At 70.3% G+C, this 26,990-nt stretch carries 30 protein-coding genes; 16 read left to right on the top strand and 14 right to left on the bottom strand.

All coding sequences use genetic code 11. The features are described from left to right. The first annotated feature begins 1 nt into the window (after window position 1). Together GV015_RS01635 and GV015_RS01630 are read left to right on the top strand one after the other, a co-directional pair. Window positions 2-1,435, top strand: a complete 1,434-nt coding sequence (locus tag GV015_RS01635; RefSeq protein WP_124767611.1) for a HAMP domain-containing sensor histidine kinase — start codon at window positions 2-4, stop codon at window positions 1,433-1,435. A gap of 280 nt (window positions 1,436-1,715) precedes the next feature. Continuing rightward, window positions 1,716-2,747 carry a LacI family DNA-binding transcriptional regulator gene (locus GV015_RS01630; RefSeq protein ID WP_201299326.1) on the top strand — a complete coding sequence of 344 codons (1,032 nt, stop codon included), beginning with the start codon at window positions 1,716-1,718 and terminating at the stop codon, window positions 2,745-2,747. Between the two features lie 18 nt (window positions 2,748-2,765). On the opposite strand, the gene GV015_RS01625 is transcribed toward GV015_RS01630, so the two are convergent. Together GV015_RS01625 and GV015_RS01620 are read right to left on the bottom strand one after the other, a co-directional pair. Further along, entirely contained in the window at window positions 2,766-3,197 is a 432-nt protein-coding gene (locus GV015_RS01625; protein ID WP_159876153.1) for a type II toxin-antitoxin system VapC family toxin, read from the bottom strand. Beyond that, complete coding sequence (locus tag GV015_RS01620) at window positions 3,194-3,520, bottom strand: FitA-like ribbon-helix-helix domain-containing protein (RefSeq protein WP_201299325.1); 327 nt, start codon at window positions 3,518-3,520, stop codon at window positions 3,194-3,196. The genes GV015_RS01625 and GV015_RS01620 overlap by 4 nt, the downstream gene beginning before the upstream one ends. A 262-nt stretch (window positions 3,521-3,782) precedes the next feature. On the opposite strand from GV015_RS01620, the gene GV015_RS01615 reads away from it, so the two are divergent. Both GV015_RS01615 and GV015_RS01610 read left to right on the top strand, forming a co-directional pair. Further along, on the top strand, window positions 3,783-4,712 hold the full coding sequence (locus tag GV015_RS01615; RefSeq protein ID WP_159876151.1) for a C40 family peptidase: 930 nt from the start codon (window positions 3,783-3,785) through the stop codon (window positions 4,710-4,712). A 92-nt stretch (window positions 4,713-4,804) separates the two neighbouring features. Then, window positions 4,805-6,151, top strand: a complete 1,347-nt coding sequence (locus GV015_RS01610; protein WP_159876149.1) for a carboxylesterase family protein — start codon at window positions 4,805-4,807, stop codon at window positions 6,149-6,151. Window positions 6,152-6,166: 15 nt separating this feature from the next. On the opposite strand, the gene GV015_RS01605 is transcribed toward GV015_RS01610, so the two are convergent. Beyond that, window positions 6,167-6,709, bottom strand: a complete 543-nt coding sequence (locus GV015_RS01605; protein ID WP_159876147.1) for a hypothetical protein — start codon at window positions 6,707-6,709, stop codon at window positions 6,167-6,169. A 75-nt stretch (window positions 6,710-6,784) separates the two neighbouring features. Next, window positions 6,785-7,345, bottom strand: coding sequence for a TetR/AcrR family transcriptional regulator (locus tag GV015_RS01600; protein ID WP_159876145.1), 561 nt, complete (start codon window positions 7,343-7,345; stop codon window positions 6,785-6,787). A gap of 44 nt (window positions 7,346-7,389) precedes the next feature. Between GV015_RS01600 and GV015_RS01595 the strand changes: the two genes are divergently transcribed. Continuing rightward, a complete protein-coding gene (locus tag GV015_RS01595) occupies window positions 7,390-7,755 on the top strand; it encodes a DUF952 domain-containing protein (protein WP_159876143.1) in 366 nt (121 codons plus the stop codon). A gap of 110 nt (window positions 7,756-7,865) precedes the next feature. Here the strand turns inward: GV015_RS01595 and GV015_RS01590 are convergent, their stop codons facing one another. Both GV015_RS01590 and GV015_RS01585 read right to left on the bottom strand, forming a co-directional pair. Next, window positions 7,866-8,879, bottom strand: coding sequence for an LLM class flavin-dependent oxidoreductase (locus tag GV015_RS01590; RefSeq protein ID WP_159876141.1), 1,014 nt, complete (start codon window positions 8,877-8,879; stop codon window positions 7,866-7,868). A gap of 28 nt (window positions 8,880-8,907) precedes the next feature. Further along, window positions 8,908-9,630 carry a YafY family protein gene (locus tag GV015_RS01585; protein WP_159876139.1) on the bottom strand — a complete coding sequence of 241 codons (723 nt, stop codon included), beginning with the start codon at window positions 9,628-9,630 and terminating at the stop codon, window positions 8,908-8,910. Between the two features lie 73 nt (window positions 9,631-9,703). On the opposite strand from GV015_RS01585, the gene GV015_RS01580 reads away from it, so the two are divergent. Then, on the top strand, window positions 9,704-10,489 hold the full coding sequence (locus GV015_RS01580) for an alpha/beta fold hydrolase (RefSeq protein ID WP_159876137.1): 786 nt from the start codon (window positions 9,704-9,706) through the stop codon (window positions 10,487-10,489). Here GV015_RS01580 and GV015_RS01575 read toward each other — a convergent pair. Further along, complete coding sequence (locus tag GV015_RS01575) at window positions 10,486-11,193, bottom strand: NADPH-dependent F420 reductase (RefSeq protein ID WP_159876135.1); 708 nt, start codon at window positions 11,191-11,193, stop codon at window positions 10,486-10,488. The genes GV015_RS01580 and GV015_RS01575 overlap by 4 nt on opposite strands. A gap of 136 nt (window positions 11,194-11,329) precedes the next feature. Here GV015_RS01575 and GV015_RS01570 point away from each other — a divergent pair, with 136 nt between their 5' ends. Together GV015_RS01570 and GV015_RS01565 are read left to right on the top strand one after the other, a co-directional pair. Beyond that, a complete protein-coding gene (locus tag GV015_RS01570) occupies window positions 11,330-11,635 on the top strand; it encodes a DUF3072 domain-containing protein (protein WP_079706423.1) in 306 nt (101 codons plus the stop codon). Between the two features lie 14 nt (window positions 11,636-11,649). Beyond that, entirely contained in the window at window positions 11,650-12,906 is a 1,257-nt protein-coding gene (locus GV015_RS01565) for an NAD(P)/FAD-dependent oxidoreductase (protein ID WP_159876133.1), read from the top strand. Between the two features lie 44 nt (window positions 12,907-12,950). Here GV015_RS01565 and GV015_RS01560 read toward each other — a convergent pair whose 3' ends face one another. The 3 genes from GV015_RS01560 to GV015_RS01550 form a co-directional block, all read right to left on the bottom strand. Further along, window positions 12,951-13,874, bottom strand: a complete 924-nt coding sequence (locus GV015_RS01560) for an SMP-30/gluconolactonase/LRE family protein (RefSeq protein WP_236555283.1) — start codon at window positions 13,872-13,874, stop codon at window positions 12,951-12,953. A 29-nt stretch (window positions 13,875-13,903) separates the two neighbouring features. Further along, window positions 13,904-14,335, bottom strand: coding sequence for a hypothetical protein (locus tag GV015_RS01555; protein WP_159876131.1), 432 nt, complete (start codon window positions 14,333-14,335; stop codon window positions 13,904-13,906). Window positions 14,336-14,426: 91 nt separating this feature from the next. Next, a complete protein-coding gene (locus GV015_RS01550) occupies window positions 14,427-14,867 on the bottom strand; it encodes a GNAT family N-acetyltransferase (protein ID WP_159876129.1) in 441 nt (146 codons plus the stop codon). Between the two features lie 158 nt (window positions 14,868-15,025). Between GV015_RS01550 and GV015_RS01545 the strand changes: the two genes are divergently transcribed. From GV015_RS01545 to GV015_RS01525, 5 genes are all read left to right on the top strand, one after another. Further along, complete coding sequence (locus GV015_RS01545; protein WP_159876127.1) at window positions 15,026-15,967, top strand: aldo/keto reductase; 942 nt, start codon at window positions 15,026-15,028, stop codon at window positions 15,965-15,967. 209 nt (window positions 15,968-16,176) lie between these two features. Continuing rightward, entirely contained in the window at window positions 16,177-17,886 is a 1,710-nt protein-coding gene (locus tag GV015_RS01540; RefSeq protein ID WP_124767596.1) for a circularly permuted type 2 ATP-grasp protein, read from the top strand. Continuing rightward, window positions 17,880-18,809 (top strand): alpha-E domain-containing protein, encoded by a 930-nt coding sequence (locus GV015_RS01535; RefSeq protein WP_064295753.1) that lies wholly within the window; start codon window positions 17,880-17,882, stop codon window positions 18,807-18,809. Before GV015_RS01540 ends, GV015_RS01535 begins: the two co-directional genes overlap by 7 nt. Then, complete coding sequence (locus tag GV015_RS01530) at window positions 18,806-19,651, top strand: transglutaminase family protein (RefSeq protein WP_079706431.1); 846 nt, start codon at window positions 18,806-18,808, stop codon at window positions 19,649-19,651. The genes GV015_RS01535 and GV015_RS01530 overlap by 4 nt, the downstream gene beginning before the upstream one ends. A 201-nt stretch (window positions 19,652-19,852) precedes the next feature. Then, the gene (locus GV015_RS01525) at window positions 19,853-20,665 is read left to right on the top strand and encodes a CPBP family intramembrane glutamic endopeptidase (RefSeq protein WP_079706990.1); all 813 of its coding nucleotides are present in this window, start codon (window positions 19,853-19,855) and stop codon (window positions 20,663-20,665) included. Window positions 20,666-20,864: 199 nt separating this feature from the next. On the opposite strand, the gene GV015_RS01520 is transcribed toward GV015_RS01525, so the two are convergent. Further along, complete coding sequence (locus GV015_RS01520) at window positions 20,865-21,158, bottom strand: DUF4287 domain-containing protein (protein WP_159876125.1); 294 nt, start codon at window positions 21,156-21,158, stop codon at window positions 20,865-20,867. Window positions 21,159-21,285: 127 nt separating this feature from the next. Here GV015_RS01520 and GV015_RS01515 point away from each other — a divergent pair, with 127 nt between their 5' ends. Both GV015_RS01515 and GV015_RS01510 read left to right on the top strand, forming a co-directional pair. Beyond that, entirely contained in the window at window positions 21,286-21,666 is a 381-nt protein-coding gene (locus GV015_RS01515; protein ID WP_064295756.1) for a DUF3054 domain-containing protein, read from the top strand. Window positions 21,667-21,694: 28 nt separating this feature from the next. Beyond that, on the top strand, window positions 21,695-22,624 hold the full coding sequence (locus GV015_RS01510) for an isoprenylcysteine carboxylmethyltransferase family protein (protein WP_159876123.1): 930 nt from the start codon (window positions 21,695-21,697) through the stop codon (window positions 22,622-22,624). Window positions 22,625-22,739: 115 nt separating this feature from the next. On the opposite strand, the gene GV015_RS01505 is transcribed toward GV015_RS01510, so the two are convergent. The 3 genes from GV015_RS01505 to GV015_RS01495 all read right to left on the bottom strand — a co-directional run bounded on the left by GV015_RS01505 (window position 22,740) and on the right by GV015_RS01495 (window position 25,780). Beyond that, the gene (locus tag GV015_RS01505; protein ID WP_159876121.1) at window positions 22,740-24,149 is read right to left on the bottom strand and encodes an MFS transporter; all 1,410 of its coding nucleotides are present in this window, start codon (window positions 24,147-24,149) and stop codon (window positions 22,740-22,742) included. 5 nt (window positions 24,150-24,154) lie between these two features. After that, window positions 24,155-24,607: a MarR family winged helix-turn-helix transcriptional regulator gene (locus GV015_RS01500; RefSeq protein ID WP_229939713.1), complete on the bottom strand. Its 453-nt coding sequence runs from the start codon at window positions 24,605-24,607 to the stop codon at window positions 24,155-24,157. A 114-nt stretch (window positions 24,608-24,721) separates the two neighbouring features. Further along, window positions 24,722-25,780, bottom strand: a complete 1,059-nt coding sequence (locus GV015_RS01495; protein ID WP_064295772.1) for a magnesium and cobalt transport protein CorA — start codon at window positions 25,778-25,780, stop codon at window positions 24,722-24,724. Window positions 25,781-26,089: 309 nt separating this feature from the next. Between GV015_RS01495 and GV015_RS01490 the strand changes: the two genes are divergently transcribed. Continuing rightward, window positions 26,090-26,974 (top strand): alpha/beta hydrolase, encoded by an 885-nt coding sequence (locus tag GV015_RS01490; RefSeq protein WP_159876119.1) that lies wholly within the window; start codon window positions 26,090-26,092, stop codon window positions 26,972-26,974. Window positions 26,975-26,990: the final 16 nt, after the last annotated feature.

The raw sequence follows: 26,990 nt of genomic DNA, 5'->3' as shown, positions 1-26,990 counted from the left end.
CGTGTCGTCGGACCGTCGCCGGTCGACGCGGCACCACGGCATCCGCACGCGGATCGCCGGGGGCAGTCTGCTCATCGCCGTCGTCGTATCGCTCTTCGCCGGGCTCGCGATCAACGCCCAGCTGGAGCGCATCGTCCGCGACGGCACCGTGCAGGCGCTCCGCAGTGACGGCGCACAATACGTGTTCGCGCTGCAGGCGAGACCCGACGACCCGCTCCAGGGGCCCGGCCTCGGCACCCGTATCGCGGTCATCGCCCCCGACGGCTCCATCCCGGTCTTCAGCCTGCCGACGACGCTCGCCGCGCAACTCCCGGCGCTCGCCGCGACGCGGGAGGTCACCACGGTCGACGCCGGTTCCGCCACCTACATCCTGTTGTCACAGCCCGTGACCGTCGGTGGCGACACCTGGTACGTCATCGCCGGACGCGACGAGGCTGAGGAGACGACCGTCCTCGTCCAGATGCGCCTCCTGCTCGTCGGGTCCTTCGCGCTCCTCGTCCTCGGTGTCGCGGCCGGCGGGTGGATCCTGACGACGGTGTCGCTCCGGCCCGTCACGCGGCTCCGGGTGAGCGCGCAGAGCCTCAGCGAACGGTCGACGGACGAGGTGCTGCCGGTCGGCCGCGCGGACGACGAGATCGCGCAGCTCGCGATCACCCTCAACGACCTGATCGAGCGGCTGCGGGCCTCGGCGGACCGCGAACGGCAACTCGTGTCCGACGCGAGTCACGAGCTCCGCACGCCGCTCGCGATCCTCCGCACCCAGCTCGAACTCGCGCGCCTCGAGGACTCGTCGCGTGAGCAACTGCTCGCCGACATCGAGGGGGCGGAGCGCAGTGCGACGCGGCTGTCGGCGCTCGTCACCTCGCTGCTCGAGCTGTCCCGCATCGAGGCGGCGACGCCGGAGGAGCGGACGAGCGCGGCCAGGTTGGAGGCCGACGTGCTCGAGGCGGTCGAGCGCGCGCGGTTCCGGGTCGCCTCGGACGACGCGCTGGCCGGGATCGAGGTCGAATACGTGAGCGCGATCGCTGAGAGCGGGCCGGGGGAGGGTGCGGCGGTGTACGCCGTGCGCGCCGACGATGTCGGTCGGGTCGTCGACAACCTCGCGGGGAACGCGCTGCAGGCCTTCACCGAGCGCGGGGGCGCTCCGCGCCGGGTGTCGGTCATGCTCGACGACGACGGCGGTCAGCTCACGCTCCGGGTGTCGGACAACGCCGGAGGACTCGACCCGGCCTTCGAACCGCGGGCGCTCGAGCGGTTCAGCCGGTCGGACGCGACGCGGTCCTCCGGGCACGGTTCCGGGCTCGGGCTCGCGATCGTCGCTGCCATCGCGCGCAACGCGGGTGGGGCGATCGTGCTGCACAACCGTCCCGGCCACGGTCTCGAGGTCGTCGTCACCCTGCCCGCCGCGTCGGCCCTGCCGGTCGATCCCGCCTGATCGTCGCCCCGTTCTCAGGAGTCGCCCGGTGTGTCGGGGTCGGGCGGGGCCGCCGCGCCCGGGAACTCCTGAGTTGGGGACGGCGGCGGGCGGATGGCCCGTTCTCAGGAGTCGCCCGGTGTGTCGGGTTGGGGTGGGTGCGGCGCGCCGGGGGAGTCCTGAGTTGGGGACGGCGGCGGGCGGGTGACAGAGGGCTGCACGGGCGCACGAAGGCGCTGCATGCAACAATGAGCCAGCCCGTCCGGCGTCGCCTGGCGGGTCTGACAGGCGAAGGGGAGCTGTGAGCGCGAGCGTGAAGGACGTCGCGGCGAGAGCCGGCGTCTCCGTCGGGACCGTCTCCAACGTGCTGAACCGCCCCGAGAAGGTCTCGCCCGTCACGGTCGACCGCGTCCACGCGGCGATCGACGAGCTCGGCTTCGTGCGGAACGACGCGGCCCGCCAGCTCCGGGCCGGTCGCAGCCGCAGTGTCGGCCTCGTCGTGCTCGACGTCGGCAACCCGTTCTTCACCGACGTCGCCCGCGGTGCCGAGGACCGGGCCGATGCGGAGGGGTGGTCGGTCCTGCTCGGCAACAGCGACGAGAGCATCGACCGCGAGCGCGCCTACCTCGACCTCTTCGAGGAGCAGCGGGTCGCCGGCGTGCTCATCACCCCGCTCGGCGACGACCTCACCCGGCTCAGTCGACTGCGCGACCGCGGGACGCCGACGGTCCTCGTCGACCGGCAGACGGAGGACACGAGCTTCTCATCGGTCGCCGTCGACGACGTCGCGGGTGGGCGACTCGCGGTCGAGCACCTCATCGGACTCGGTCGGCGTCGTATCGCGGTCGTGGGTGGTCCGTCCTCGCTCCGGCAGGTCGTCGACCGGCTCGCCGGTGCGCGTCAGGCGGTCGATGCAGCCGCGGCCGGTGGGGCCGAGGTCACCCTCCAGGTCGTGGAGACCACCGCGTTGACGGTGCTGCAGGGCCGTTCCGCGGGTGAGGCCATCCGGAACCGTCCTCGTGACGAGTGGCCCGACGGGGTGTTCGCGGCCAACGACCTCCTCGCGATGGGGGTCCTGCAGGCGTTCAGCATGCTCGGTTCGGTGCGCGTGCCGGACGACATCGCCCTGATCGGGTACGACGACATCGACTTCGCGTCGGCGGCGGTCGTCCCGCTGTCGTCGATCCGTCAGCCGAGCGCGCTCATCGGCCACACCGCCGTCGAGCTCCTGCTCCGTGAGGCGGACGCGGGCGCTCGACGCGTGCCCGAGCAGATCGTCTTCCAGCCGGAACTCGTCGTCCGGCAGTCGACGGTCGGCGTCGACCCGTCCTGAGGCGGGTGCCGCCCTGCGTCATGCCAGGTGGTCGGGGACCCACGGGTCGATGAGGTGGAGGCCGACACCGGCGAAGTCGCGCGTGTTCCGCGTTGCGAGAGCGGCGCCGGAGGATCTCGCGATGGCCGCGATGATCGCATCCTGAGGTCCGATGGGGTTGCCGGTGCGGCGTCGCGTCGTCATGAGCTCCGCGTAGTCGAGCGCGGCTTCCGCAGAGAAGGGGAGGACGCGTCCTGCGAAGTCGGCATCGAGCACGGTCGCCACGGCCTCGACGAGCGCCGATCGGCGAGCGCCGTCAGGGAGGCGCAGGGCTCCTTCGAGGAGCTCGGCAGCGGTCATCGCGGTGAGGTGGAGATCGGCCTCGTCCTGCCGGTCGACCCACCGGGCAACCGTGGGGTCGGGCCGTGGCCTGAACAGTTCGGAGACGACGTTCGTGTCGAGGATGATCACCTCGGGGCCGGGTCGTCCGCGTCGGCGCTCGCGGCATCGTCGAACGGATTCGGTCGGGTGGTCGTGGTGCGGTCGGGCAGTTCGATGACGAGTTCACCGTCGAGGTGGAGGTCGACGAAGCGCTGATGGATACGCTCCGCCAGGCCTGGTCGGTCGCTGTCGGCGGCCGAGGTGGCGCGGAGATCCTCAGCCGTCGTCGTCCTGACGGCCGCGGCGAGGATCGCCCGGATCTCCGCCTCCATCGAGCGTCCGTGCAAGGCGCCGAGCTGTTGCAGACCGCGTTTCGTGTCCTCATCGAGATTCCGGACGGTCACCGTGGGCATGTCGTCACCTCTCGCAGGAATGGAGTGCTAGCACGATGCTAGCAAATCGGTGATTCGTGCTTCATCGGTCCTCCACAGGCTGGGCCAAGCGGAGGATCCTCTCAGGGACGTCCACGTAGGGTGGCCGTTTCGCCTCCCTCGGATCGGGCAACCGGTCGACCGCGGTCATCGAGGGGCGGCTCTGCCGAGGCGATGCTGCACCCACCGAGCATGAACCGAGCGCGCCCCCGACGCGACCGAGACCCAGGACGGTACCCCGTACATGACCAGCACCACCCCTGCGCGCGCCCTCGAGCGCCGCGACCCGAACACTCCCGCCGTAACCCCCGTGACCCCCGCCCGGACCGGCGGCCGCCACGTGGCCCTCAGCCCACGAGCCGCCCGTCGCGCGGCTCGACTCGAGGACGCCAGCTGGACCGCCTCCGCCGAGGAGGAGCGACGTCACGTCGACCTCGTGCCCACCAAGCGGCCCTCGACCCCACGCGCCAAGAGCTCGTTCGCGAAGCGCGCCAAGCCGTTCGCCACGTTCGGCGTGATGTCGCTCGCCACCGGGCTCTTCGTGTCGGTGTCGCTGCCGGCGGCCGCTGCGGGCGTCGACGTCGATGCGGCGACCGGTGGCGCGATCCCGTCTGCAGCGACGATGCAGTCGGTGTCGTACTCCGTGCCGTCGACCGCAGCCGATGTGCCCTTCGTGCGCGACGGCTACGGCGCAACCAGCCAGGAGGAGATCGACGCCGCCTCGGCCGCCGCTGCAGCAGCCGCAGCCGAGGCGGCCGCGAGTGCATCCGCCGCCTCCTCGTCGTCCGCGTCGGCTTCGGCGGGACGAACCTACGCGGCTCCAGCCGTCGCCCGATCCGGCGAGGCGATCCTCGCCTACGCGGCGCAGTTCGTCGGCGTCGTCCCCTATGGCAACGGCAACGACCCGTCCGACAGCTTCGCCTGCGACGGCTACGTGCAGTACGTCTTCGGGGCGTTCGGTGTGTCACTGCCCCGCGGCGCCGGTGCGCAGGCCGCGTCGGGCGTGCAGATCTCGGCGTCGGAGGCCGTCGCCGGTGACCTGCTCTACTGGCCGGAAGGTCACATCGCGATCTACGACGGCGCGGGCGGCATGTACGACTCTCCCGACTGGGGTCGCTACGTGCAGCACCGTCTGTCGATCTGGGGTGACCCGGTCTACATCCGCATCCCGTAGGCCGAGCGCTGAGTCGCCCGGAACGGTGCGTTTTCACCGTAAATATGCACGGTTCCGGGCAACTCAACCGGAGCGGCGGATACCGTGGAGCGATGAGCGACACACGCAGCTTCGAGACCTCCCTCGGCACGATCCTCGGTCGGGTCGACGGGGCGGTGATTCGGGCTCGCGGCATCCCGTACGCCCGCGCGGGACGCTTCGAGGTGCCGGTGCCGACCGGTCTTCCCGTCGGCGCCGACGGCGATCCGGTGCCATTCCGGGCCTTCGAGCGGGCGCCGGCCTCACCGCAGCGTTCCTCCCGGGTGCTCGAGGCCGTCCTCGAGGGTGCTGGCGAGGGGATGGTCGACTCCGAGGACTGCCAGGCGCTCTCGATCACGGTCCCTGCCGACATGCGCCCGGACGAGTCGCTGCCGGTGATGGTGTGGATCCATGGCGGCGCCTACGTCACTGGCGCCGGCGACCTCGACGTCTACGATCCGATCAGCCTGGTCGTCGAGCAGCGGGTCATCGTGGTGTCGGTCACGTACCGGCTCGGGATCCTCGGCTTCCTCGGTGACGGCGAGACGCTGCCGGCGAACCTCGGCCTGCTGGACCTCGTCCTCGCGCTCCGGTGGGTCCACGAGCACATCGCTGCGTTCGGCGGCGACCCGGGGTCGGTCACGCTCTTCGGGCAGTCGGCGGGCGGCGATGCGATCGCGCACCTCATGATCAGCGACGGCACCGCGGGGCTCTTCCAGCGCGCCATCGTCCAGAGCGCGCCGCTCGGCATCAGTAGTGGGCGGGCGAAGATGGCGAGCGCGATGATGCGGGCGGCCGGCAGCCCGACGCGGGACACCCCGGTGGTCGAGTTACTCGCGCTCGAAGAGCAGGTGGAGCGGGCGGCGCGACGGTTCGGACTGCGTGGCGGCATGGCGTTCGGCACCCAGTACGGTCACGCGCCGCTCCCGGCGGAGGCCGACCGCGACGCCGCCTGGCGGGAAGCCGCCTCGCGCATCGACGTCCTGATCGGCTCGACGACGGAGGAGACTCGGCTGTACGTGCCGCTCATCCCGGCCTTCGCCCGTGTGACCTCGATGCCGCTCGTCGGTGACCCCATCCGGCGGGCGCTCGTCGGCGCGACGACGCACGTGACCTACACGCGCGACGCCCGGAAGTTCGTCGAGCGGCATCGCGCGTCCGGCGGCCGGGCCACGCGGTACGAGCTCAGCTGGGCGCCGCCCGGCAGCCCCTACGGGGCGTCGCACGTGACGGACCTGCCCCTGCTCCTCGGCACAGAACGGTCGTGGAGCCGGACGGCGCTCATCGGCTCGGCGACGTGGGCCGAGGTCGACCGTCGTGGCCGCTTCCTGCGTCAGATGTGGGCCGATTTCGCGCGTCACGGGGTTCTGGCCGCAGACGCGACCGCGGGCCTGAGCGACGTGGTCACGCTCGACCGCTGAGCATGCGGCGGGTGGCTAGCCCTGGAGGGCCTTCACCGAGGGGAGCAGCTCCACGTAGCTGGCGTAGTAGATGACCCCGTCCCGGTAGGTCACGACGGGCAGGTAGTCGGGGTCGTTCACGTCAGGAGCCTGGAGTGTGCCGGCGACCGGCGTGCCGATCTCGGTCCACCCGGCACTGATGAGCGACTGCTGCTGCGCGTCCCACTCGGCGCTGGTCGTGGCTCCCTGCGCGTACCAGACGCGGATGTCGCCGCCGGAGCGGGTCCAGTAGCAACCGAGGCCGCCGGCGTCGATGATCGACTGCATCGTGTCGTCGAGGACGAAGATGTCGGGGTTCAGGACCAGCCCGTCCTCCGCGAGGCTCGTGTACTCCTCGTCCGTCAGGACGGTTTCGCAGGTCGCGTCGCTCATGGGCTCGGAGGTCGCCGAGGGTGTGGCCGTCGGCGTCGGCGCCGCGGTGGTCGCGGAGGGCGACGAGGTCTGCCCCGGGGTGCCCGCCGAACAGCCGGCGAGGGTGAGGAGGATGACGGCGAGGGCGGGGATGGTGGAGCGCTTCATGATCGTCAGTGTGTCAGACGACTCACACTCTCGGAATCGGGGCCGGCCCGGGTTGCGTGGCCTCCGACAGGTGGGCTACTTGTCGACGACCAGTGCGAGGCAGGAGCGGGCGTGCGCCCGTGCTGCATCCGGTGTCGGCGCAGCGGACAAGCCGAGCAGCCTGCGTCGATGCGGTTCGCCGAGGAGCAGGGTGTAGAGCTGTTCCGCCCGCTCGCCGACATGGCCGGCGAGGAACGCGATCGAGCGGGCCGGGCCGGCGGCGTAGAAACCGGCGGCGACCTCCGGGAAGCGTGGAGATTCCGCGATCACGAGTCGGTGCAGCGCGATCGAGACGTCCGAGTGCAGCGCGATGACGAGTCGGGTGGCCGCGTCCTCGAGGGGTTCGGCTTCGGAGCCTGGCTCGTCGGCCGCGAGGAGATATCCGTGCTGCCGTTCGACCGCCGCCGTCAGCATGCCGGCGAGATCGCCGAACCAGGTGTAGATCGTCCGCTTCGTCACGCCCGCGTCGGCGGCGATCGCCTCGATCGTCGTCCCGCCGTACCCGTGCCCGGTGAACCGGCGGATGGCGGCGTCGAGGATCGCGTCGCGCCGTCGGTCACGTTCGGCTGCCGTCGGGCGACCACGTCTCGATTCCATGCTCTAATGATACGGTAACGTCTCATTAAAGGGAGAGGGTGGAGATGACGAAGATCCTGCATGTCGCGATCGTCGACGATTGGGAGGCCAGTCGGCCGTTCGGCGAGTACGAGGTGTCGACTCGAGCCGTGCCGTTCGTCGACGCCGGCTTCGTCCACGCGACGACCGCTGACCGACTGCCCGAGGTGCTCGAGCGGGTGTACGGGTCGCTTCAGCTGCCGCTCGTGCTCATCGTGCTCGACGTGGAGGAGCTGCAGGCGGCGGGCCCCCAGGTCACCTGGGCTCCGACGCCGCGCGTCATCGCCCCGCTCCCGACCGCCGGCCCGGCGATCACGGCTGAGCTCCCGCTCGAACGAGATGCGGCCGGCACGTGGCAGGTGCCCGCGGCGCTCGCCGAGCTGTTGGGCTGAGTCTGGCGACCACAACTCCTGCGGACGGTTCGCCGCCGACCGTGAGGGCAGCGCCTGGAGCGCATGTCAACCTGCAGACGGGCGATCAGCGGGAGTTGTGATCCCTGCGGCTACCCCAGCGCCGGTTTGATGTCCTTGACGATCGACTCCAGGATGCGCGCGTTGAACTCGACGCCGAGTTGGTTCGGGACGGTGACGAGGACGGTGTCGGCGGCCTGCACGGCTGCGTCCTTCGCGAGCTCTGCGGCGATGACGTCGGGCTCGCCGATGAAGCTGCGGCCGAAGCGCGCGAGTCCGCCGTCGAGGTGTCCGACCTGGTCCTTCGAGTCGGCCTGGGCGCGCAGCCCGAAGTAGCGGCGCGTCTCATCGTCGATGAGCGGCAGGATACTGCGGCTCACGGAGACCCGTGGCTGCCACTCGTGACCGGCTTCGGTCCAGGCGTCACGGAACATCTGGATCTGCTCGGCCTGCAGTTCGTCGAACGGCACCCCGGTGTCCTCGGTGAGGAGCGTCGACGACATGAGGTTCATGCCCTGCTCCGCCGTCCACACCGCGGTGGACCGCGAACCGGCACCCCACCAGATGCGCTCACCGAGCTCCGGGGACTGCGGCTGGATCGCGAGCAGACCGTTGGTCCCCGTCATCTGCGGGTTGGCGCGAGCCACACCCGCGCCCGCGATGGCCGCACGGAACACCTCGGTGTGCGAGCGGGCGATGTCCGCGTCGGTCTCATCGTCGCCCGGCACGTAACCGAACGATTCTGACCCGCGGAGGGCTGTTTCGGGTGATCCCCGGCTCACGCCGAGCTGCAGTCGCCCGTCGCTGATGAGGTCGGTGGCCGCCGCCTCCTCGGCCATGTAGAGGGGGTTCTCGTAGCGCATGTCGATGACACCGGTGCCGAGTTCGATCGTCGAGGTCTTCGCCGCCATCGCCGCCAGGAGCGGGAACGGCGACGCGAGCTGTCGGGCGAAGTGGTGCACGCGCACGTACGCGCCGTCCACACCGACCTCCTCCGCCGCGACCGCGAGGTCGATGCTCTGCAGCAGTGCGTCACGCCCGGTGCGCACGCTCGAGCCCGGAACGTCTTGCCAGTGTCCGAAGGACAGGAACCCGATCTTCTTCACGCTGACTACAGCGTCGCGCGGAGCAGATCTATTCCTGTGAATGGATCGCAGGTCGCCGTCCCCGGCCGTGAACCGGCGTCGCAGTCACCGGCGGCTCGCCGACCTCGGCGACCGTGTGGCCACTGCACGCCGTCTTCGTCACGCTGGCCCGCTCGATGCGCGCGACCGTGAACCACCGCATCGCATCGCGCATCCGGCACCATCCGACGAGGTACCACTGACCGTTCGTCGACGCGAACAGCACGGGCTCGACGTCGCGGGTGGTCGTACTCCCGTCCCGCGAGGTGTACCTGATGCGGACGACCCGCTGCTCGGCCATCGCCTCCTCGAGCGCTGATCGGACGACGCGGGAAGCGGTCGGGGGCGCGTCGACCCAGATCCGACCGGCCAGTGCGTCGGCTCGTGCGCGGGTCCTGGGGTCGAGGATGTCCAGGATCTTCTGCACTCCGGCGGCAGCCAGATCCGCGTACGGGGCGTCGGGTGCCGCGGACACCGCCGACATGAGCGCCACCGCTTGCACCGGGGACAGGCTGACCGGGGGCAGTGTCGCCCCGACGGCCAAGCCGTATCCGCCACCTGGTCCGGGGCGGGACCAGACGGGCGCGCCGCTGCGCTCGAGTGCCTGGAGATCCCGCTTCACGGTGCGCACCGAGACGCCGAAGTCCCTCGCCAACCGCTCGGCGGAGGTTCCTCGCGATCCACCCCGACGCAGTGCCTCGGACAGGGCGTGGAGTCGCTCCGCCCGCTTCATCGGCTCACGAGTTCGAGATTCATGACAGAAATAGTGACACACACCTGCCTGGAGCACGCTTCAGGCTGGAGTCATGAACACACAGAACGACACCCCGACCATCATCCTCATCGCCGGCCACTGGCTGGGCGCCTGGGCCTGGGATGACGTCATCGACCATCTCGACCCCGACCGCTCGCGCACCGTCGCGATCGCCCTGCCCGGCCTCGACGGCGCCGATCCCGACCGGTCCAGCAGGACCCTCGACGACCAAGTGGCCGCGATCACGGAGGTACTCGCCCGGCGGGACGTCTCCGCGGACCACCCGGCCGTCATCGTCGCGCACAGCGGCGCCAACGCTCCCGTCACCCTGCTCCTCGACCGGCATCCGGAGCTCGTCCGCCGGGTGGTGTGGGTCGACTCAGGTCCGGTGGCGCCAGGAACCGTCTTCGCGCCGGACCTGCCGGACGACGTCGACGAGCTTCCGCTCCCGGCGTTCGACGTCCTCGCGCAGCAGGCGAGCCTCGACGGCTTGAGCGCCGAGGTCCTCGACCGGTTCCGCGCCCGGGCGGTCCCCGAGCCGGCGCCCGTCCTCCGACAGGCTGTCGAGCTGACCAACGACGCCCGCGCCGCCGTCCCGACCACCCTGGTGTGCTGCTCGATCCCCAGCGCGCAGGTGCTGGACCTGGCCCGAGGCGGACACCCCATGTTCGCCGAGGTCGCGGGGCTCGCGACCGTCGAGGTCGTCGACCTCCCGACAGGTCACTGGCCGATGTGGAGCCGTGCCGGCGAGCTCGCGGAAGTGATCCGCTCAGCGGCGCTCACCCCGCGACCGAACGGTCGAGACCGATCCGACGCTGGAACCCGCCGCGTCGGCTAGCGGACGTCCGCCGCCAACGCCCGCACCTCGGCGACCTCGCGGATCTCGTCGGCACCGATGTTCGCCCCGAAGAGCTCGTGTCCGGGTTCGAGGACGACGCCCGCGCGCAGCGGTCCGATCTCGACGGGGTCGAACCCGAGGGCGTCCACCACGGCCGAGACGGCTGCCCGGTCCGCGGGGGCGTCGCCGGCGATCGCGATGCCCTTGCGGCCCGGCGTGCCGGCCGGACGCGGCTCCCCGTCGAGGTCGTGGTACCCCATGTGGTTGAACGCCTTGACGACGCGCGACTCCGGCAGGAAGGCGGCGACCAGCTCGCTCGTCGACGTCTCCGGTGCGCTGAGGTCCTCGCGGTGTCCGTCGACCTCCCACCAGTAGTTCATGGCGTCGATGACGAGCTTGCCGCGCAGCTCGTCGACGGGCACCGACCGGTGCTTGCCGAGGGGCAGCGCGAGGATGACGAGGTCGGCCTGGGCCGCCGCCTCGGCGGCGGTCGTGGCGACGGCACCCGGTGCGAGGACGTCGATCGTCAGGGCGATCCGGGCGGCGTCGCGGGAGCCGCTGATGAGCACCCGGTACCCGGCGGCGACCGCGAGTCGTGCCAGGACCGTGCCGACCTTGCCGGCGCCGAGGATGCCGATGGTGGTGCCCTGCGACGGGGTCGGCTCGTCGGCGGATCGGTCGGTTCCGGAAGCGGTGTCGGACATGGGTCTCCTTCGTGGACGGTGCGGCCGCACGTGGTCGCCTGGGTCAACCGGGGGTCGTCCGTCGCTATTCCGACACCGATCGCGCGGGCCGCGCAACCCCTCCTGTCCGATCGTCCGCTCGACGTACCGTTGCCGCATGACTGACGCAGAACAGACCGACGCAACGACCCCTGACGCCACGACCTCCGGTGCACCCGAGACGATCGGCGCCACCGAGGAGACCCTCGGAGCACGAGGCGACGACAGCTCGACGAGCGCGAGCAAGGACCCCGAGGACTGGGTCACCGGCGACGAGCCGATGACCGGCCCGCAGCGCAGCTACCTCGACACCCTTGCGCGCGAGGCCGGCGAAGAGCTTCCCGCCGACCTGACGAAGGCGCAGGCCTCCGAACACATCGACCGGCTGCAGAACGCCACCGGTCGCGGTCAGTCCGGATCCTGAGCGCCGCCGCCACCGTGACCGATCCCAGGACGGCACCGCTCCATCACGAGGTGGTCGTCATCGGTGGCGGCAACGCCGGTCTCTCCGTCGCCGGGAGGCTCCGGCGATACGGCGTCGACGACGTCGCGGTCATCGAACCGCGGGAGCACCACCGGTACCAGCCGATGTTCTCGCACGTCGCTGGCGGGACCGCGTCCGCGTCGGTCGCCACGAGGCCACAGCACGCCGTGACGCCGAAGGGCGTGACCTGGATCCAGGACCGGGTCCGGTCCATCGACCCGGTCGCGAAGACGGTGACGCTGGAATCCGGCACCGCCGTCGAGTACGACCAGCTCATCGTCGCTCCGGGCATCCAACAGGATTGGGACGCCGTGCCCGGTCTGACGGAGGCGATGGCCTCGCCGGTGGGGATATCCAACTACACGTTCGAGTACGCGCAGAAGGCCTCGCGCGTGCTCCGGTCGGTCCGCTCCGGCACCGTCGTGTTCACGCAGCCCGCCGGCCCCGCGAGCTGCTCGGGTGCCGCGCAGAAGCCGATGTACCTCGCGTGCGACTACTGGCGGCAGACGGGCGTCCTCGACGACATCCGTGTGGTGCTCGTCGTGCCCACACCCACGATGTTCGGCATGCCGATGATCGACGCCGAACTCGACCGCAAGGTCGCCGAGTACGGCATCGAGGTGCGGTTCTCGCGCGAGCTCGTCGCGGTCGACCCGGAGCAGCGCGTGGTGACCATCGCGCAGACCGACCCGCAGGACGGCCCGGATCGCGGGCAGGACGGCGTGACGGGCGGACTCCGGGAGGAGATCCCCTACGACGTCCTCCACGCCGTGCCGCCGCAGTCCGCACCGGACTGGCTCGCGGCCACGGCGCTCGCCGCCCCCGGCAACCCGGGTGGGTTCGTCGAGGTCGACTCACTGACCCTGCGGCATCCGCGGTTCCCCGACGTCTGGGCGCTCGGAGACGCCGCCGCGGTGATGAGTTCGAAGTCCGGCGGTGCCCTCCGGCAACAGACGAAGACCCTCGCGAAGAACCTCGTCGCCGTGCGGTCCGGCCAGGAGCCGAGCACGGTCTACAACGGCTACTCGGTGTGCCCGTTCACGGTCTCCCGCGGAACGGTGGTGTTCGCCGAGTTCGACGACCGCTACCGCCCGAAGCCCTCGATCCCGTTCTGGAACGGACTCGCGAAGGAGCGTCGGTTCACGTTCATCGCCGACCGCTACGTCCTGCCCTGGGTGTACTGGAACCTCATCCTGCAGGGTCGGGCGTGAGCTCCAGCTCGCGAACTGTCACCAACCGCTCGTCCAGCGCCCCGTCACTGTGCTGGAGCGACAGTTCGCGGGCTTTGGCGGGTGGCGGTTCGGATTCGGTAGAGAGATGTGCTGGCCGTGATGTAGAGGGTGCGGCCGTCGGGGTCGCCGAAGCAGACGTTCGCGGTGCGCTCCGGGACCGGGATGCGCAGGATGGTCGCGCCGGACGGGTCGAACACCTCGACGCCGTCACCCGCCGACGACCACACGTTGCCGTCGACATCGATCCGGAAGCCGTCGGACGCGGGTACCGCGGTGCTCGCGAAGGTGCGACCGGGGGTGTCGCCGGCGACGACCGAGACGCCGTCTGCTGCGACGTCGTAGGCCGCGATCCGGCGGGCGGCGGTGGCGGTGTCGGACACGTACAGGATCGACTCGTCGGGTGAGAACGCGAGCCCGTTCGGGTGCACCATCGCCGTGATGACCGGCTCGATCGCCCCGGTGTCCGGTTCGAGTCGGAAGACGTAGCACCCGCCGTACTCCTGCTCGCCGGGGTGGCCCTCCTCTCCGCTGGCGTCGATGCCATAGGGCGGGTCGGTGAACCAGATCGAGCCGTCGGAGTGCACGACGACGTCGTTCGGGGAGTTGAAACGGCCGCCGGCCCAGCGGTCGACGAGCGTGACCGGGCCGTCCGGCCCCTCGATCTCGACCGCGCGGCGCCCGTGACTGCACTGCACGACCCGGCCCTCGCGGTCGATCGTGCGGCCGTTCGTGTACTCGGCTCCGTCGCGGAACACGGCCGTGTCGCCGGTCGCGGTGTCGTACTCGAGGATGCGGTCGTTCGGGATGTCGCTCCAGCGCACGCGGCCGGTCTCCGCGATCCACGCGGGCCCCTCGCTCCAGATCGCGCCGGTGTACAGGTGCTCGAGTTCGGCTCCCTCGGCGAGCAGCGGTGAAGGATCGGTCATGGTGACGTCGTCGTCGATCATGACACCCAGCCTATTCGGCAGGTGCTGGTCTACGCCGGATCGATGGGGGAGGAGCCGAGGTTGCGGGCGCTCGGTCGGGTGACGGGCGGCTCGACGATCGACTCCAGGAAGGCCCACGCGTCCATGCGCCAGCGGTCACCGGCGACGTCGATCGCCTCGATCCGGAACGGTGGCGTGAGGATCGCGTCCCAATCGATCGAGTCGAGCACGCGACGCGGGATCATCTCGTCGACGTACGGTGCCTCGCGCTCCGGGTCCGGCGCGACCTCCGGTGCCTCGTCGTCGACGAGGTTCTCGAGCCGGTCGATCATCGCGTCGTCGAACGCCTGCATGCGCGTGATGAGCGCCTGGAGCTCGTCAGGCTCGAGGGCGGCGACGAGTTCGAGCAGGTAGGCGCGGCCCGGATAGGCCTCCGCGGGTACGTCGACGATGTTGTACCGGCCGTCGTCGGAGATCCACATAGGTCAACGCTAGCCCGTCGCGGCTGGAGGCCTGCGGTGAGGTGCGTCGATTCGTCGTTCGAGTCGCCGTGGGACGACGATTCGCCGCACCTCAGGCGGTCGGGACCTGGCTCGGGTGGACGGGCAGCTGCGCGGCTGGACGGACGAGCGCCGTCGGGCCGGGATCGGTGAACCCGAACTGCTCGTAGAGGCCGTGCGCGTCGCTCGTGAAGAGTGTCCACCGGAAGTGCGCGCCGGGACCGTCGTCGATCATCGCCTGCACGATCCGCTTGCCCAGTCCGTGGCCGCGGTGGGCCTCGAGGACCACCACGTCGGCGAGGTACGCGAAGCCGACGCCGTCGGACACCGCCCGAGCGAAGCCGACCTGTGCGCCGGTCTCCTCCTCGTACACGCCGATCACGCGCCAGGCGTCGTCGATCTGTGCCTCGACGTCGGTTCGGCTGCGCCATTTGGCCCAGTAGACCTCACGGAGCAGGGCCCACACGGCGTCCTGGTCGATGCGGTCCTTCGAGTCGTCGATGCGGTAGCCCATCGGCCCACTGTAGGACGGTCGGTGCCGGGCCGTGGAGAGCCAGTCCGGCCTCGGCGGCCCGCTCGTCATCGGGCGACACGACGGAATAGTCGAGCCGTCTGCGGGCTTAGCGTGAGGAGAAGTACCAGCGATGCACCGAACCTCTGGAGGATCATCAGATGACTCACGCCCGCACCACCCTCGGAACGTCCGACCTGTCCGTCTTCCCGCTGAACCTCGGCGGCAATGTGTTCGGTTGGACCGCCGACCGGCAGACCTCGTTCGACATCCTCGACGCCTACGTCGCGGGTGGCGGTAACTTCATCGACACCGCCGACGGTTACTCCGCGTGGGTGCCCGGCAACACCGGCGGTGACTCCGAGCGACTCATCGGCGAGTGGCAGGAACTCCGCGGCAACCGCGACGAGCTCGTCATCGCGACGAAGGTCAGCCAGCACCCCGACTTCCAGGGGCTCGCGGCCGACAACATCCTGAAGGCCGCCGACGCCTCACTCGAGCGCCTCCGCACCGACCACATCGACCTCTACTACGCGCACTTCGACGACGAGTCCGTGCCGTTGGAGGAGACGGTGACCGCGCTGTCGTCGCTCGTCGACGCCGGCAAGGTCCGCTACCTCGGCATCTCCAACTACTCCGCAGCGCGCATCGCCGAGTGGTTCGAGATCGTCGAGGCCAAGGGGCTCCACCGCCCGATCGCCCTCCAGCCCCACTACAACCTCGTCGAGCGCGACTTCGAGGGTGAGCTGCGCACGATCGCCGAGCGCGAGCAGCTCGCGGTGCTGCCGTACTTCTCGCTCGCCAAGGGCTTCCTGACGGGCAAGTACCGCGAGGGGTCGAGCGTCGACAGCGTCCGCGCCGAGGGAGCCCAGGCCTACCTGGCCGCCCACGCCGCGCTCCTGCCGGTCCTCGACGAGGTCGCCGCCGCCCACGGCGTCTCGGTCGCGACGGTCTCGCTCGCGTGGCTCCGCTCGCAGCCGACCGTCGCCGCTCCCATCGCGAGTGCCCGCACGGTCGAGCAGCTGCCCGACCTCCTCGCCTCGGCGACGCTCGAGCTCTCCGCCGACGAGCTGGCCGCCCTCACCGCCGCCTCGGTCGCGTAGGGCTCGCTTCACCCCGCCTGTCCCTGAGCGACCTCCGCCGGTCCCTGAGCGACCTCCTTCGGTCCCTGAGCTTGTCGAAGGGCGCACCTCGACAAGTTCGGTGGCCGGTGGGGTGGCTCGGTGGCCGGTGGGGTGGCTCGTTGGCCGGTGGGGCGTCCTCTCCGCGCTCCGAAACACCCCGGCAACATGTGTCCCGGTAGAGTCGGCCCATGGGTGACCTGTTCAACGGCTATGGCGGCACGCTCGCCCCGCGCAAGACTCCGGGCGGTGTTCCCGCGTTCGACGAGATGTTCGGCGAGGCGGCGGAACACGCGGGTGGTGCGACCGCCAGGCGGGCGTACCAGGAGATCTACAGCTCCCTCGCACGGATGACCCAGGAGGAGCTCCGAGGCCGCACCGACGCCCTCGCCAGCTCCTACCTCGCCCAGGGCGTGACCTTCGACTTCGCCGGCGAGGAGCGTCCGTTCCCGCTCGACGCGGTCCCGCGGGTGATCGAGCAGCAGGAGTGGACGCAGGTCGAGGCCGGCATCAAGCAGCGTGTCAAGGCGCTCGAGGCCTTCCTCGCCGACGTCTACGGCCCGCAGCTCGCCGTACGCGACGGCGTCATCCCCGCGAAGCTCATCTCCTCATCGTCGCACTTCCACCGGCAGGCCTACGGGATCCAGGCGGCGAACGGCGTCCGCATCCAGGTCTCCGGTATCGACCTCATCCGCGACGAGCACGGTCAGATGCGTGTCCTCGAGGACAACGTCCGGGTCCCGTCCGGCGTCAGCTACGTCATCTCCAACCGTCGTGTGATGGCGCAGACGCTCCCCGAGCTGTTCGTGTCGATGCGCGTCCGTCCGGTCGGCGACTACCCCAACAAGCTTCTGCAGGCGCTGCGTGCGTCGGCCCCGCCCGGCGTCGAGGACCCGAACGTCGTCGTCCTCACCCCCGGCGTGTACAACTCCGCGTACTTCGAGCACACGCTGCTCGCGCGGCTCATGGGCGTCGAGCTCGTCGAGGGTCGCGACCTCTTCTGCTCCGGCGGCAAGGTCTTCATGCGCACGACCGCCGGGCCCACGCGCGTCGACGTCATCTACCGCCGTGTCGATGACGAGTTCCTCGACCCGCTGTCGTTCCGCGCCGACTCCATGCTCGGTTCGCCCGGGCTCATGCTCGCCGCGCGCCTCGGCAACGTGACCATCGCGAACGCGGTCGGGAACGGTGTCGCCGACGACAAGCTCGTCTACACGTACCTGCCCGACCTCATCAAGTACTACCTCGCCGAGGACGCGATCCTCCCGAACGTCGACACCTGGCGTCTCGAAGACCCGCTCGCCCTCGAGGAAGTGCTCGACCGCCTGGACGAGCTCGTCATCAAGCCCGTCGACGGCTCCGGCGGCAAGGGTCTCGTCGTGGGCCCGGACGCGTCGAAGGAGGAGCTCGCGACCCTCAAGACGAAGCTGCAGGAGGACCCGCGCGGCTGGATCGCGCAGCCGGTCGTCATGCTCTCCACCATCCCGACGCTCGTCGAGGACGGCATGCGTCCCCGCCACGCCGACCTGCGACCGTTCGCGGTCAACGACGGCAACGACGTCTGGGTGCTGCCCGGCGGCCTGACGCGCGTCGCCCTCCCGGAGGGGCAGCTGGTCGTGAACTCCAGCCAGGGCGGCGGCTCGAAGGACACCTGGGTCGTCGGACGTCCGTTCGACCCCAACGCGGCGCCCGAGGCGTCCTCGCACGACATCCAGGGTCTCGTCGCCGAGCAGGCCACGACCGAGACGACGTCGATCCCGATCATCTACGACCACGGCACGACCCCCGAGCACTCGCCCCAGGACCGTCCGGCCGGCAACCAGGACCAGCAGGAGCAGCAGCAGCAGACGCTCTCCGAGCCCGCTGCCGACGGGTCGACGCAGGAGGACGCATCATGCTGAGCCGCATCGCCGAGAGCCTCTTCTGGATCGGCCGCTACATCGAACGCAGTGACGGCACCGCGCGCATCCTCGACGTCCACCTGCAGCTGCTGCTCGAGGACCCGTGGATCGACGAGGACACCGCCTGCCGGTCGCTGCTGTCCGTCATGGGCAGCGACGCGCCTGCCGACCAGGAGCTCACCCGCCAGGACGTCCTCGCGCAGCTCGCCGTCGACCGCACGCACCCGGCGTCGATCGCCTACTCGCTCGGCGCCGCCCGCGAGAACGCCCGGCGCGCCCGCGAGATCGTGTCGACCGAGCTCTGGGAGTGCCTCAACACGACCCGTGCCCGGATGCCGCGTCGCGTCGCGAGCGACAAGGTGCACGAGTTCTTCGGGTGGGTGCGCGAGCGTTCGGCCCTCGCCGTCGGCATCGTCGACTCCGCCACGAGTCGTGACGACGCCTGGCGCTTCTTCACCCTCGGTCGCAGCCTCGAACGCGCCGACATGACGGCCCGACTCCTGGCGACGCGGTCGCTCACCGAGGCGAGCGGTCCGTCCTGGACGACGATCCTCCGCTCCTGCGGCGCCTACGAGGCCTACCTGCGCACGTACCGCGGCATGCCGAGCGCGAAGAACGCGGCCGAGTTCCTCCTGCTCGACCAGCTCTTCCCCCGGTCGGTCATGTTCTCCATCAGCCGGGCCGAGGAGTGCATGCGCGACCTCGAACCGCGCCGAGGCCGCGTCGGGACGGTTGATTCCGCCCAGCGCCTGCTCGGTCAGATCCGCAGCGACCTCGAGTACCGGCCCATCCAGGACACGCTCGTCGACCTCCCCGGTCGGATGGACGCCGTGCAGAACGTCACCAGCCAGGTGTCGGAGGCGATCCGCGAACGCTACTTCCCCACTCATGCGGTGCCCGCATGGATCGGAGAGAACTCATGACCCGGCTCCACATCAAGCACAGCACGGGCTTCTCCTACGGCGGCAAGGTCAACGCCTCGTACAACGAGGCGCGCATGCTGCCGGTGACGACCGAGGACCAGTACGTCCTGTACTCGCACATCGACATCCAGCCGGGGGCGTCGCAGTCGACGTACACCGACTACTGGGGCATGAAGGTCTCGGCGTTCGAGGTGCTGACGCCGCACGAGGAGCTCTCGCTCACGGCGACGAGCCTCGTCGAGGTCCGGCCGCGCAAGCATGAGCCGCACCCGACCGGCTGGGAGCAGCTCGACATCGCGACCCAGGCCGCCGTGACGCGGGTGGAGCACTTGGAACAGACCCGCCGCACGACGCCGCCGGACGACCTCGTCGAGCTCGCCCGGACCATCGCCGACCGCTACGAGAGCCCGTGCGAGGCCGCGATGGCCATCAGCCGGGAGATCGGCGAGCAGATGGATTACGTGCAGGGCGTCACGAGTGTGTACTCGACCGCCGCCGAGGCGTGGGCGAACCGCAAGGGCGTCTGTCAGGACATCACGCACATCGTCCTCGGAGCGCTGCGCTCGGTGGGGATCCCGGCCCGCTACGTGTCGGGGTACCTGCACCCGAAGCCGCATGCGGCGATCGGCGAGACGGTGACGGGGGAGTCACACGCGTGGGTCGAGTGGTTCTGCGGTGACTGGCGTGGATTCGACCCGACCAACATGGTCGACGTGGGCGAGCGTCACGTCCTCATCGGGCGGGGTCGTGACTACGGTGACGTCTCCCCACTCCGTGGTGTGTACGCGGGCCCCTACCGCTCGAAGCTCTTCGTGAAGGTCGAGATCACCCGAGAGGCCTGACCCGGGTGGTGCTGCTGCCAGTGCGGTGCGCTGACGCGAGCGCGGGTCATGCGCGTGAGCGCGGGGCTCCGGAGGGTCGCGCTCACGCGTCGGCTACGCGATCGCGCCCGTTCAGGTGCTCTCGCGTCAGCGCACCGCGCCGACGCCTACAAGCCCGCGCTCGCGTCGGCGCCCCGCGCCGGCACCCGTAGGATCGACGGCATGCAGACCGAGATGATCGTCCCGGCCCGCCGCCCGATGAAGCTGATCCCCGCGGTGCTGCTCGCCGCGTCCGCGTTCTGCCTCTTCGGCCTCATGCAGCCGCTCGCCGGCTACCCGCTCCTCGTCGCCGCGCTCGCGACCGCGATCCTCATCGACCGCGACCTCGCGAAGGACCTGTTCCTCATCGCGATCGGCATCGGGATCGTCTCGACCACGTCCGTGGAAGCGGACGTCTCCTGGCCGAGCTTCTTCCGCATCGGCACCGTCCTCCTGCTGGCGGTAGGCGTCCCGTTCCTCATCGACCGATTCGTCTACCGGCGGAAGGCGATCACCTTCCCCTGGCGCAGCCGCGAGAAGAAGACGAAGGGCGAGATCGCCTACCTCTTCGCCGTCCCGCTGCTCGGCTGGGCGATCCTCCCGTTCTACTTCATCCGCTCCGGTGCCTACGAGAACTGGCCGGTGATCAGCGACGCCGGAGAACTCGGCCGGTTCTTCGTCGGCGTCAACGCGGTCGGCACATGGGACGAGCTGTTCTTCATCTGCACCTGCTTCGCCCTGCTGCGCCGGCACTTCCCGGTCTGGCAGGCCAACCTGCTGCAGGCCGTCATCTTCGTCTCGTTCCTCTGGGAACTCGGTTACCGCTCGTGGGGTCCGCTCCTGACGTTCCCGTTCGCGCTCCTCCAGGGGTACCTGTTCTCGAAGACGCGGTCGCTCGGATACATCCTCGCGGTGCACCTCCTGTTCGACGCGATCGTCTTCCTCGCGATCGTGCACGCGCACCATCGCGACTGGATCCCGATCTTCTGGTACTGAGCGGCGCGTCCGCCCGCCAGCGCACCGCGCTGACGTGAAGGTCGGTGTCCCGGGCCCAGCGCGGTGCGCTGACGCGAGCGGCGGTGTTCAGGCTTCAGCGCGGGTCTGGCAGGTGACCGCGGGTCTCCAGAGGGGCGCGCTCACGCCACAGACCCGCGCTCACGCGAGCGCACCGCGCTGGCAGCAACCCGGACGGGGATCAGGTGGCGGCGGGCCTCGTCGCCGCTCCGTCGAGCCAGAGCTCGGTCGACTCGTCGCGGTGCACCCCGTCGGTGCCGACGTGCTTCTCGCTGATCGTCGGTCCGTTCTTGATGACGTGGACGAGCGCCATCCCATGACCCCGGCCGAGCTCGTAGTCCGTCTTCAGCCACTCGAGGATCTCGCCGGCCTTGGTCGACACGTCGAAGCCGCGGTCGTGCGCCTCGTCGACGAGCTCGCGCGGGGTCTTACCGGTCTTCGCCTCGGCGGCATCGAGATAGGCCTGGAACGACATGACGGCTCCTTCGTCGATCGAGTGTCAGCGCCATCGTAGCCAGCGACGGCACCGAGCGACAGACCCCGCAGCGCGCCATGCGGCCTCCCTCCAGGGTGGGCGGCGGCGACGCCAATAGGGTGAGGGGATGGACCGCCCCAGCAGGACCCCCGCCGGATTCGCCGCGACCGTCGGCATCGACCTCCTCGCCGTCATCGTGTTCGTCCTCATCGGCCGCGCCAGCCACGGCGAAGGCATCCTCGGACTCCTCGTGACGCTGTGGCCGTTCGCCGTCGGGCTCCTCGTCGGACACGTCCTCGCGCTCGTCCTCGGTCAGCGCGAGACCCGCTCCGTCCGCTGGGCCGGCGTCGTGGTCTGGGTGTCGACCGTCGTCGTCGGGATGGTGCTGCGCGCGGTCTCCGGCCAGGGCGTCCAACTCAGCTTCGTCATCGTGACCGTCCTCGTCCTCGCCGCACTCCTCCTGGGGTGGCGTTTCGTCGCGTGGCTCATCGCCCGCCGACGCCGATGACGCCGCCGACACCGACACCGACGATCACATGAGCGCCGAGCGCTGGGGGCGCTGGTACTTCGCCGTGCAGGCCCTCGCCGGTGCAGCATGGTGGGTGTCGGTGTTCCTCGTTCCGCCCGTCCGTGCGGCGACGCTCGGCAGCCTCGACCCCGTCGTCATGGCCGTGCTCGACGTCCCACTCTTCGTCGTCGCCTCGGCGCTCGCCGCATGGGCCATCCGATGGGCGGCGATCCTCGCGACCGGATGGACGCTGCTGGTCACCGTGTCACTGGGGATCTTCGCGGCCGTGACCCAGGAGGCGGGGATCGGCGCCCTGCTGATGGTCGGCGCCGCGGTCGGCTCGGTCACGGCACTCGCGCTCGTCCTCACCGGCGGGATCCCGAGAGCATGGATCGCCATCGGGCCGTTCGCGTTCCGCCCAGCCGATGCGTCGGCGTCGACCGGTTCACAACTCGCGAGGACCGCCGTCGAGATCGTCGCGTTCTGGGGCGTCTTCCTCGCGGTGATCCCCGCCGTCCTGCGGTTCTTCGAGCTGCGATGGCGGGTCGCGATCGCCCTACCGCCGGGTGCGGAGCAGTTCGCCGTCATCGCCGGCATCGTCGTCTTGGTGCTCGGGAGCGTCGTCGGGCTCTGGTCCGCAGCCGCGATGGCGACGACCGGGGGTGGGACGCCGCTGCCCGCCGCGATGCCGAACCGACTCGTCATCGCCGGGCCGTATCGCTTCGTCCGCAATCCGATGGCCGTCGGCAGCATCGTCCAAGGTGTCGGCGTCGGACTCCTGCTGTCGTCCTGGATCGTGGTCGTGTACGCGGTCTTCGGTGCCGTCGTCTGGAACGTCCTGGTCCGGCCGGTCGAAGAGGCCGACCTCGAGGCGCGCTTCGGCGAGCCGTACCGCCGCTACCGCGAGGACCTGCGGTGCTGGGTCCCGAGCCTCCGTCCGGTGGCGGCTCGTTCGTAACTCCTGCCGCCTGCGACGACCGGCGGCGTCACCCGCTGCCCCGCCCGCCCGCGAGCCCCGGCGGTCGCAGGATGCAGGAGTTGTGAACGCCGAGCGGGTCGGAGCGGAGGACCGTCTAGCGGCGGGAGCCGGTGAGGGTCATCGACTCGTCGACCGGCGACGACTCGGGACGCGACTCGGGACGCGGCTCGGGCGCCTTCGCGCGCGGCTTCGGCAGCGGGATCGGCGAGGTGAGCGCGATCTGCTCCGAGAAGTCCTCCGGCGTGACCGGGGACACGACGCCGTCGTGGGTGAACTGCAGGCGCCAGCGGGAGTCGGGCGCGACGCGCAGGCGGAGGTGATGACGGAACACCCCGTAGGCCAGGCCGGTGGCGCAGGCGGCGAAGCCGGCGAGTGCGCCCAGGCCGAGCGCCCAGCGCGGCCCGAAGGTGTTCGCCACCCACCCGACGATGGGCGCGCCGATCGGGGTGCCACCCATGAGGATCGCCATGTACAGCGCCATCACCCGGCCACGGACGGCGGCCTCGGTGCTCGTCTGCACGAGTCCGTTCGCGGTCGTCAGGAGCGTCACCGTCGAGAAGCCGACGAGGATCAGCACGGCGGCGAACGACCAGTAGCTCGGCATGAACGCGGCCGTGAGGGCAGCGACCCCGAAGAGCCCGGCCGCGCCGACGATCATCCGCATCTGGGCCTTCGCCCGCCGCGCCGCGAGGAGCGCCCCGGTCAGGGAACCGATCGCGAGCACCGACGAGAGGATGCCGTACTCGCCAGCTCCCTTGCCGAACTCGACGGCCATGGTCGAGGCGAAGATCGGGAAGTTCATGCCGAACGCGCCCATGATGAACACGATCACGAAGACGACCATGAGGTCCGGCCGCCCGCGGACGTAGCGGAAGCCCTCGACGAACTGTCCTCGAGCCCGCGGTGGGCGCGGCGCGCGGCGGAGCTTGCCGGTGCGCAGGGCCAACAGGGCGCCGATGACGCCGAGGAAGGTGAAGGCGTTCACGACGAACACCCACCCGGAGCCGATCGCGACGATGAGGAGACCGGCGATGGCGGGGCCGACCATGCGCGCCGCGTTGAAGGACGCCGAGTTGAGCGCGACGGCGTTCGACATGTTGTGCTCGTCGACGAGCTCGGAGACGAAGGTCTGGCGGGCCGGGCCGTCGACGGCGTTGATGATGCCGAGGGCCAGCGCGAAGAGGTACATGTGCCACAGCTCGGCGTGACCGAAGATGAGCAGGGCGCCGAGCGCTGCGGCCAGGAGCATGAGGCTCGACTGGGTGAGGATGAGGATCTTCCGCTTGTCGAAGCGGTCGGCGATGAGACCGGTGATCGGCACGAGGACGAGCTGCGGCCCGAACTGCAGGGCCATGGTGGCGCCGACGGCCACGGCGTCGTTGTCGGTGAGGTCGGTCAGCACGACCCAGTTCTGGGTGGTGGCCTGCATCCAGGCGCCGACGTTCGACACAAGGGCGCCGATGAACCAGATGCGGTAGTTGACGCTGGACAGGGAACGGAACATTGCACTCACTGGGTGGCGAGTCTCCTCATGATCTCGGCTGCGCGGGCGAGGGTGTCGCGTTCGTCCGGGGTGAGCGCGCGCAGCTGCTGGGTGATCCACGCGTCGCGTTTCCGGACGGTCTCGGTGACGGTGGTATGGCCCGCTTCGGTGAGGGCGATGGTGACCTTCCGGCGGTCGGCCGCGTCGGTTTCTCGGGTGACGTACCCGGCCTCTTCGAGGCAGTTGACGGTGCGATTCATGGATGGCGCGGACACGCGGTCGCGTTCGGCCAGTGCCCGCAGGGTTGCGGAGCCCTCTTTGTAGAGCCCTCCGAGGACGGAGAACTGCGGATCGCTGAGGTCGTCGACCGACTTCTCCCCGCGCAGTCGTCTCGCGAGCCGGAAGGTGCCCATCCGGAGTTCGGACGCCTGCTCGGCGATCGTCAGTGCCCTGGTCTTCGTCGCTGCTCCGCTTGCCACGATTCATTAGCCTAGCAAATTAGCCACCCTAAGTAAACCCGCGAACTGTCACCAACCGACAGTGCACGGGGTGCAGGACTGACGGTTGGTGACAGTTCGCGGGCTGGGGTGCGGTCAGAGCCAGCGGCGCGCTCGGAAGATCGCGTAGAGAGTGCCGGAGAGGACGAGCATCGCTCCGATCGCGACCGGGTAGCCGAACTGCCAGTGGAGCTCCGGCATGTCGTCGAAGTTCATGCCGTAGACGGTGCCGATGAGTGTCGGGGCGAAGAGGATCGCCGCCCAGGAGGAGATCCGCTTGATCTCCTCGTTCTGCGCCAGCGCCGTCTCGCTCATCCGACGCGACTCCTCGTTCTGCGCGAGGCTCGCCTCCGAGAGGCGTCGCATCTCCTCGTTCTGCTGCTGCGTCATGAGCGTCGCGTGCACCGTCAGCGCGTTCCGGAGCAGGTGACGGAAGGAGTCGACGCGCTCCGCGATCCGGAGGGTGTGGTCGAGCACGTCGCGGAAGCCGTTGCGCAGCTCCTCGTCGAGACCGTACTTGTCGGCGCCCTGCAGCAGCCCGTGGAGCATGGCCCGCAGGGGCGTGGTCGCGCGCTGGAACGCGATGACCTGACGCAGCAGCTCGTAGATGCGACGCGAGACGTCCGCAGCGTCGCCGAAGAGCTCGTCCTCGATCTCGTCGATGTCGTTCTCGAGCCCCGCGACGACGGGACCGTAGCCGTCGACGACCTGGTCGAGCACGGCGTGCAGGACGGCGTCGGGGCCGAGCGCGAGGATGTCGGGCCGGGCTTCGAGTCGCCGCCTGACCTGGCCGAGGTCGGGCTTCTCCGCGTGGCGGACCGTGACGACGAATCCGGGTCCGACGAACAGGTGTACCTCACCGAACTCGACCCGCTCCTCCTCGTCCAGGTAGCGGGCGGGACGCAGGACGACGAACAGCGTGTCGCCGTAACGTTCGAGCTTCGCCCGCTGATGGCCCTTCAGGGCGTCCTCGACGGCGAGCGGATGCAGGTCGAACTCCTGAGCGACGGAGCGGATCTCCGACGGTTCCGGGCGGTACAGGCCGATCCAGGCCATGCCGCGCTGTTCGTTGAGGAGCTCGTACGTCGCGTCGAGCGATCGCGGGCTCGCCGAGCGCCGTCCGGTCACGTAGATGCCGTTGTCGATGAGTGCCATGAGGTCTCCGTCCATCGATCGACGGGAACGTGCGGCGGCCGCGCGGGTGCAGGCGATCGCGGTGGATCGCACCCGGGGAGGTGTGAGTGAGGGCGCCTCGGCACCGGCGGTGGCAGCGCCTACCGGGTGAGGGAGGCGAGGCGGTTCGTCGATGCGATGGCGCGGATACTGTCACCAGCCATGGCCGCTCACCTCGCTTCCGTCGAAACCTGCCGGCCCGCCGTTCGGGCCTCGTTCACCGTACGCCTGCCCTCCGGGAACTGCAAACGGACTCGCCACGCCGCCGGGCCGAGGGCCTACGCTGGCGGGATGAGCGAGCAGACCCCGCCACCCGTCGACGACGCGAACCGCCCCGTCGAGCCGCGACCGTATGCGACCGAGACGATCGTCGACGACGACGGCGTCACGGTCTACGTCTACCTGTGGGAGGTGCCGAATCCGCGGGCCGTCGTGCACATCGCCCACGGTGCGGGGGAGCACGCCCTCCGCTACGATCGCCTCGCCGCACGGCTCAACGACGCGGGGTACACGGTCGCGGCCGACGACCACCGCGGCCATGGTCGCACGGGGCTCGAGCACCTCGGCCTCGGCAAGCTCGGCCCGCGGACGACCCGGGGTGCGATCGACTCCGTCGCCGCCGTCGGCCGGTACCTGCGGACCCGCTTCCCCGAGTCGCGGCTCGCGTTGCTCGGGCACAGCTGGGGCTCGCTCATGGCGCAGAAGGTCGTCGCCGAACACGACCTCTACGAGCTCCTCATCCTCTCGGGCACCTCGCTCGCGATGCCCGGCGTCATCAACGCCGGTGACCTCAACAAGCGCTGGCGGAAGACCGGGAAGACCGGTCTCGAGTGGCTCAACCGCGACCCGGCCGCCTGGGCCGCATTCGCCGCCGACGAGCGCAACTTCGACATCGGCGTCACCCCGGTGTGGAACCCGATCCAGGCGTTCGCCTTCCTCGGTCGCCCGCCGAAGCGCCTGCCGCGCGCGGTTCCGGTGCTCATCCTCGGTGGGTCCGACGACTCGCTCGGTGGCGTCCGTGGCCTGACCCTCCTCCGCGACGCGTACGTGAAGCGGTCGAAGCTGACGGATGTGACGCTCATCATCTACCCCGAGGCTCGGCACGAGATCTTCAACGAGCTGAACCGCGAGGACGTCGAGCGCGACGTCGTGGAGTGGCTCGACAAGCGAACCTGAGCCGCCCCGGCCCGGC

This window comes from Plantibacter sp. T3 (assembly GCF_902506515.1).
Classification (GTDB): Bacteria; Actinomycetota; Actinomycetes; order Actinomycetales; family Microbacteriaceae; genus Plantibacter; species Plantibacter auratus.
This window is presented reverse-complemented; position numbering and strand designations above follow the sequence as displayed.

Bases quoted from the DNA above. Each gene is read 5' to 3' on its own strand.
- GV015_RS01620 (WP_201299325.1), bottom strand. From the start codon at position 3,520: ATGCCCACGGTGACCGTCCGGAATCTCGATGAGGACACGAAACGCGGT.
- GV015_RS01615 (WP_159876151.1), top strand. From the start codon at position 3,783: ATGACCAGCACCACCCCTGCGCGCGCCCTCGAGCGCCGCGACCCGAAC.
- GV015_RS01610 (WP_159876149.1), top strand. From the start codon at position 4,805: ATGAGCGACACACGCAGCTTCGAGACCTCCCTCGGCACGATCCTCGGT.
- GV015_RS01605 (WP_159876147.1), bottom strand. From the start codon at position 6,709: ATGAAGCGCTCCACCATCCCCGCCCTCGCCGTCATCCTCCTCACCCTC.
- GV015_RS01600 (WP_159876145.1), bottom strand. From the start codon at position 7,345: ATGGAATCGAGACGTGGTCGCCCGACGGCAGCCGAACGTGACCGACGG.
- GV015_RS01595 (WP_159876143.1), top strand. From the start codon at position 7,390: ATGACGAAGATCCTGCATGTCGCGATCGTCGACGATTGGGAGGCCAGT.
- GV015_RS01585 (WP_159876139.1), bottom strand. From the start codon at position 9,630: ATGAAGCGGGCGGAGCGACTCCACGCCCTGTCCGAGGCACTGCGTCGG.
- GV015_RS01580 (WP_159876137.1), top strand. From the start codon at position 9,704: ATGAACACACAGAACGACACCCCGACCATCATCCTCATCGCCGGCCAC.
- GV015_RS01575 (WP_159876135.1), bottom strand. From the start codon at position 11,193: ATGTCCGACACCGCTTCCGGAACCGACCGATCCGCCGACGAGCCGACC.
- GV015_RS01570 (WP_079706423.1), top strand. From the start codon at position 11,330: ATGACTGACGCAGAACAGACCGACGCAACGACCCCTGACGCCACGACC.
- GV015_RS01560 (WP_236555283.1), bottom strand. From the start codon at position 13,874: ATGATCGACGACGACGTCACCATGACCGATCCTTCACCGCTGCTCGCC.
- GV015_RS01555 (WP_159876131.1), bottom strand. From the start codon at position 14,335: ATGTGGATCTCCGACGACGGCCGGTACAACATCGTCGACGTACCCGCG.
- GV015_RS01550 (WP_159876129.1), bottom strand. From the start codon at position 14,867: ATGGGCTACCGCATCGACGACTCGAAGGACCGCATCGACCAGGACGCC.
- GV015_RS01545 (WP_159876127.1), top strand. From the start codon at position 15,026: ATGACTCACGCCCGCACCACCCTCGGAACGTCCGACCTGTCCGTCTTC.
- GV015_RS01540 (WP_124767596.1), top strand. From the start codon at position 16,177: ATGGGTGACCTGTTCAACGGCTATGGCGGCACGCTCGCCCCGCGCAAG.
- GV015_RS01535 (WP_064295753.1), top strand. From the start codon at position 17,880: ATGCTGAGCCGCATCGCCGAGAGCCTCTTCTGGATCGGCCGCTACATC.
- GV015_RS01530 (WP_079706431.1), top strand. From the start codon at position 18,806: ATGACCCGGCTCCACATCAAGCACAGCACGGGCTTCTCCTACGGCGGC.
- GV015_RS01525 (WP_079706990.1), top strand. From the start codon at position 19,853: ATGCAGACCGAGATGATCGTCCCGGCCCGCCGCCCGATGAAGCTGATC.
- GV015_RS01520 (WP_159876125.1), bottom strand. From the start codon at position 21,158: ATGTCGTTCCAGGCCTATCTCGATGCCGCCGAGGCGAAGACCGGTAAG.
- GV015_RS01515 (WP_064295756.1), top strand. From the start codon at position 21,286: ATGGACCGCCCCAGCAGGACCCCCGCCGGATTCGCCGCGACCGTCGGC.
- GV015_RS01510 (WP_159876123.1), top strand. From the start codon at position 21,695: ATGAGCGCCGAGCGCTGGGGGCGCTGGTACTTCGCCGTGCAGGCCCTC.
- GV015_RS01505 (WP_159876121.1), bottom strand. From the start codon at position 24,149: ATGTTCCGTTCCCTGTCCAGCGTCAACTACCGCATCTGGTTCATCGGC.
- GV015_RS01495 (WP_064295772.1), bottom strand. From the start codon at position 25,780: ATGGCACTCATCGACAACGGCATCTACGTGACCGGACGGCGCTCGGCG.
- GV015_RS01490 (WP_159876119.1), top strand. From the start codon at position 26,090: ATGAGCGAGCAGACCCCGCCACCCGTCGACGACGCGAACCGCCCCGTC.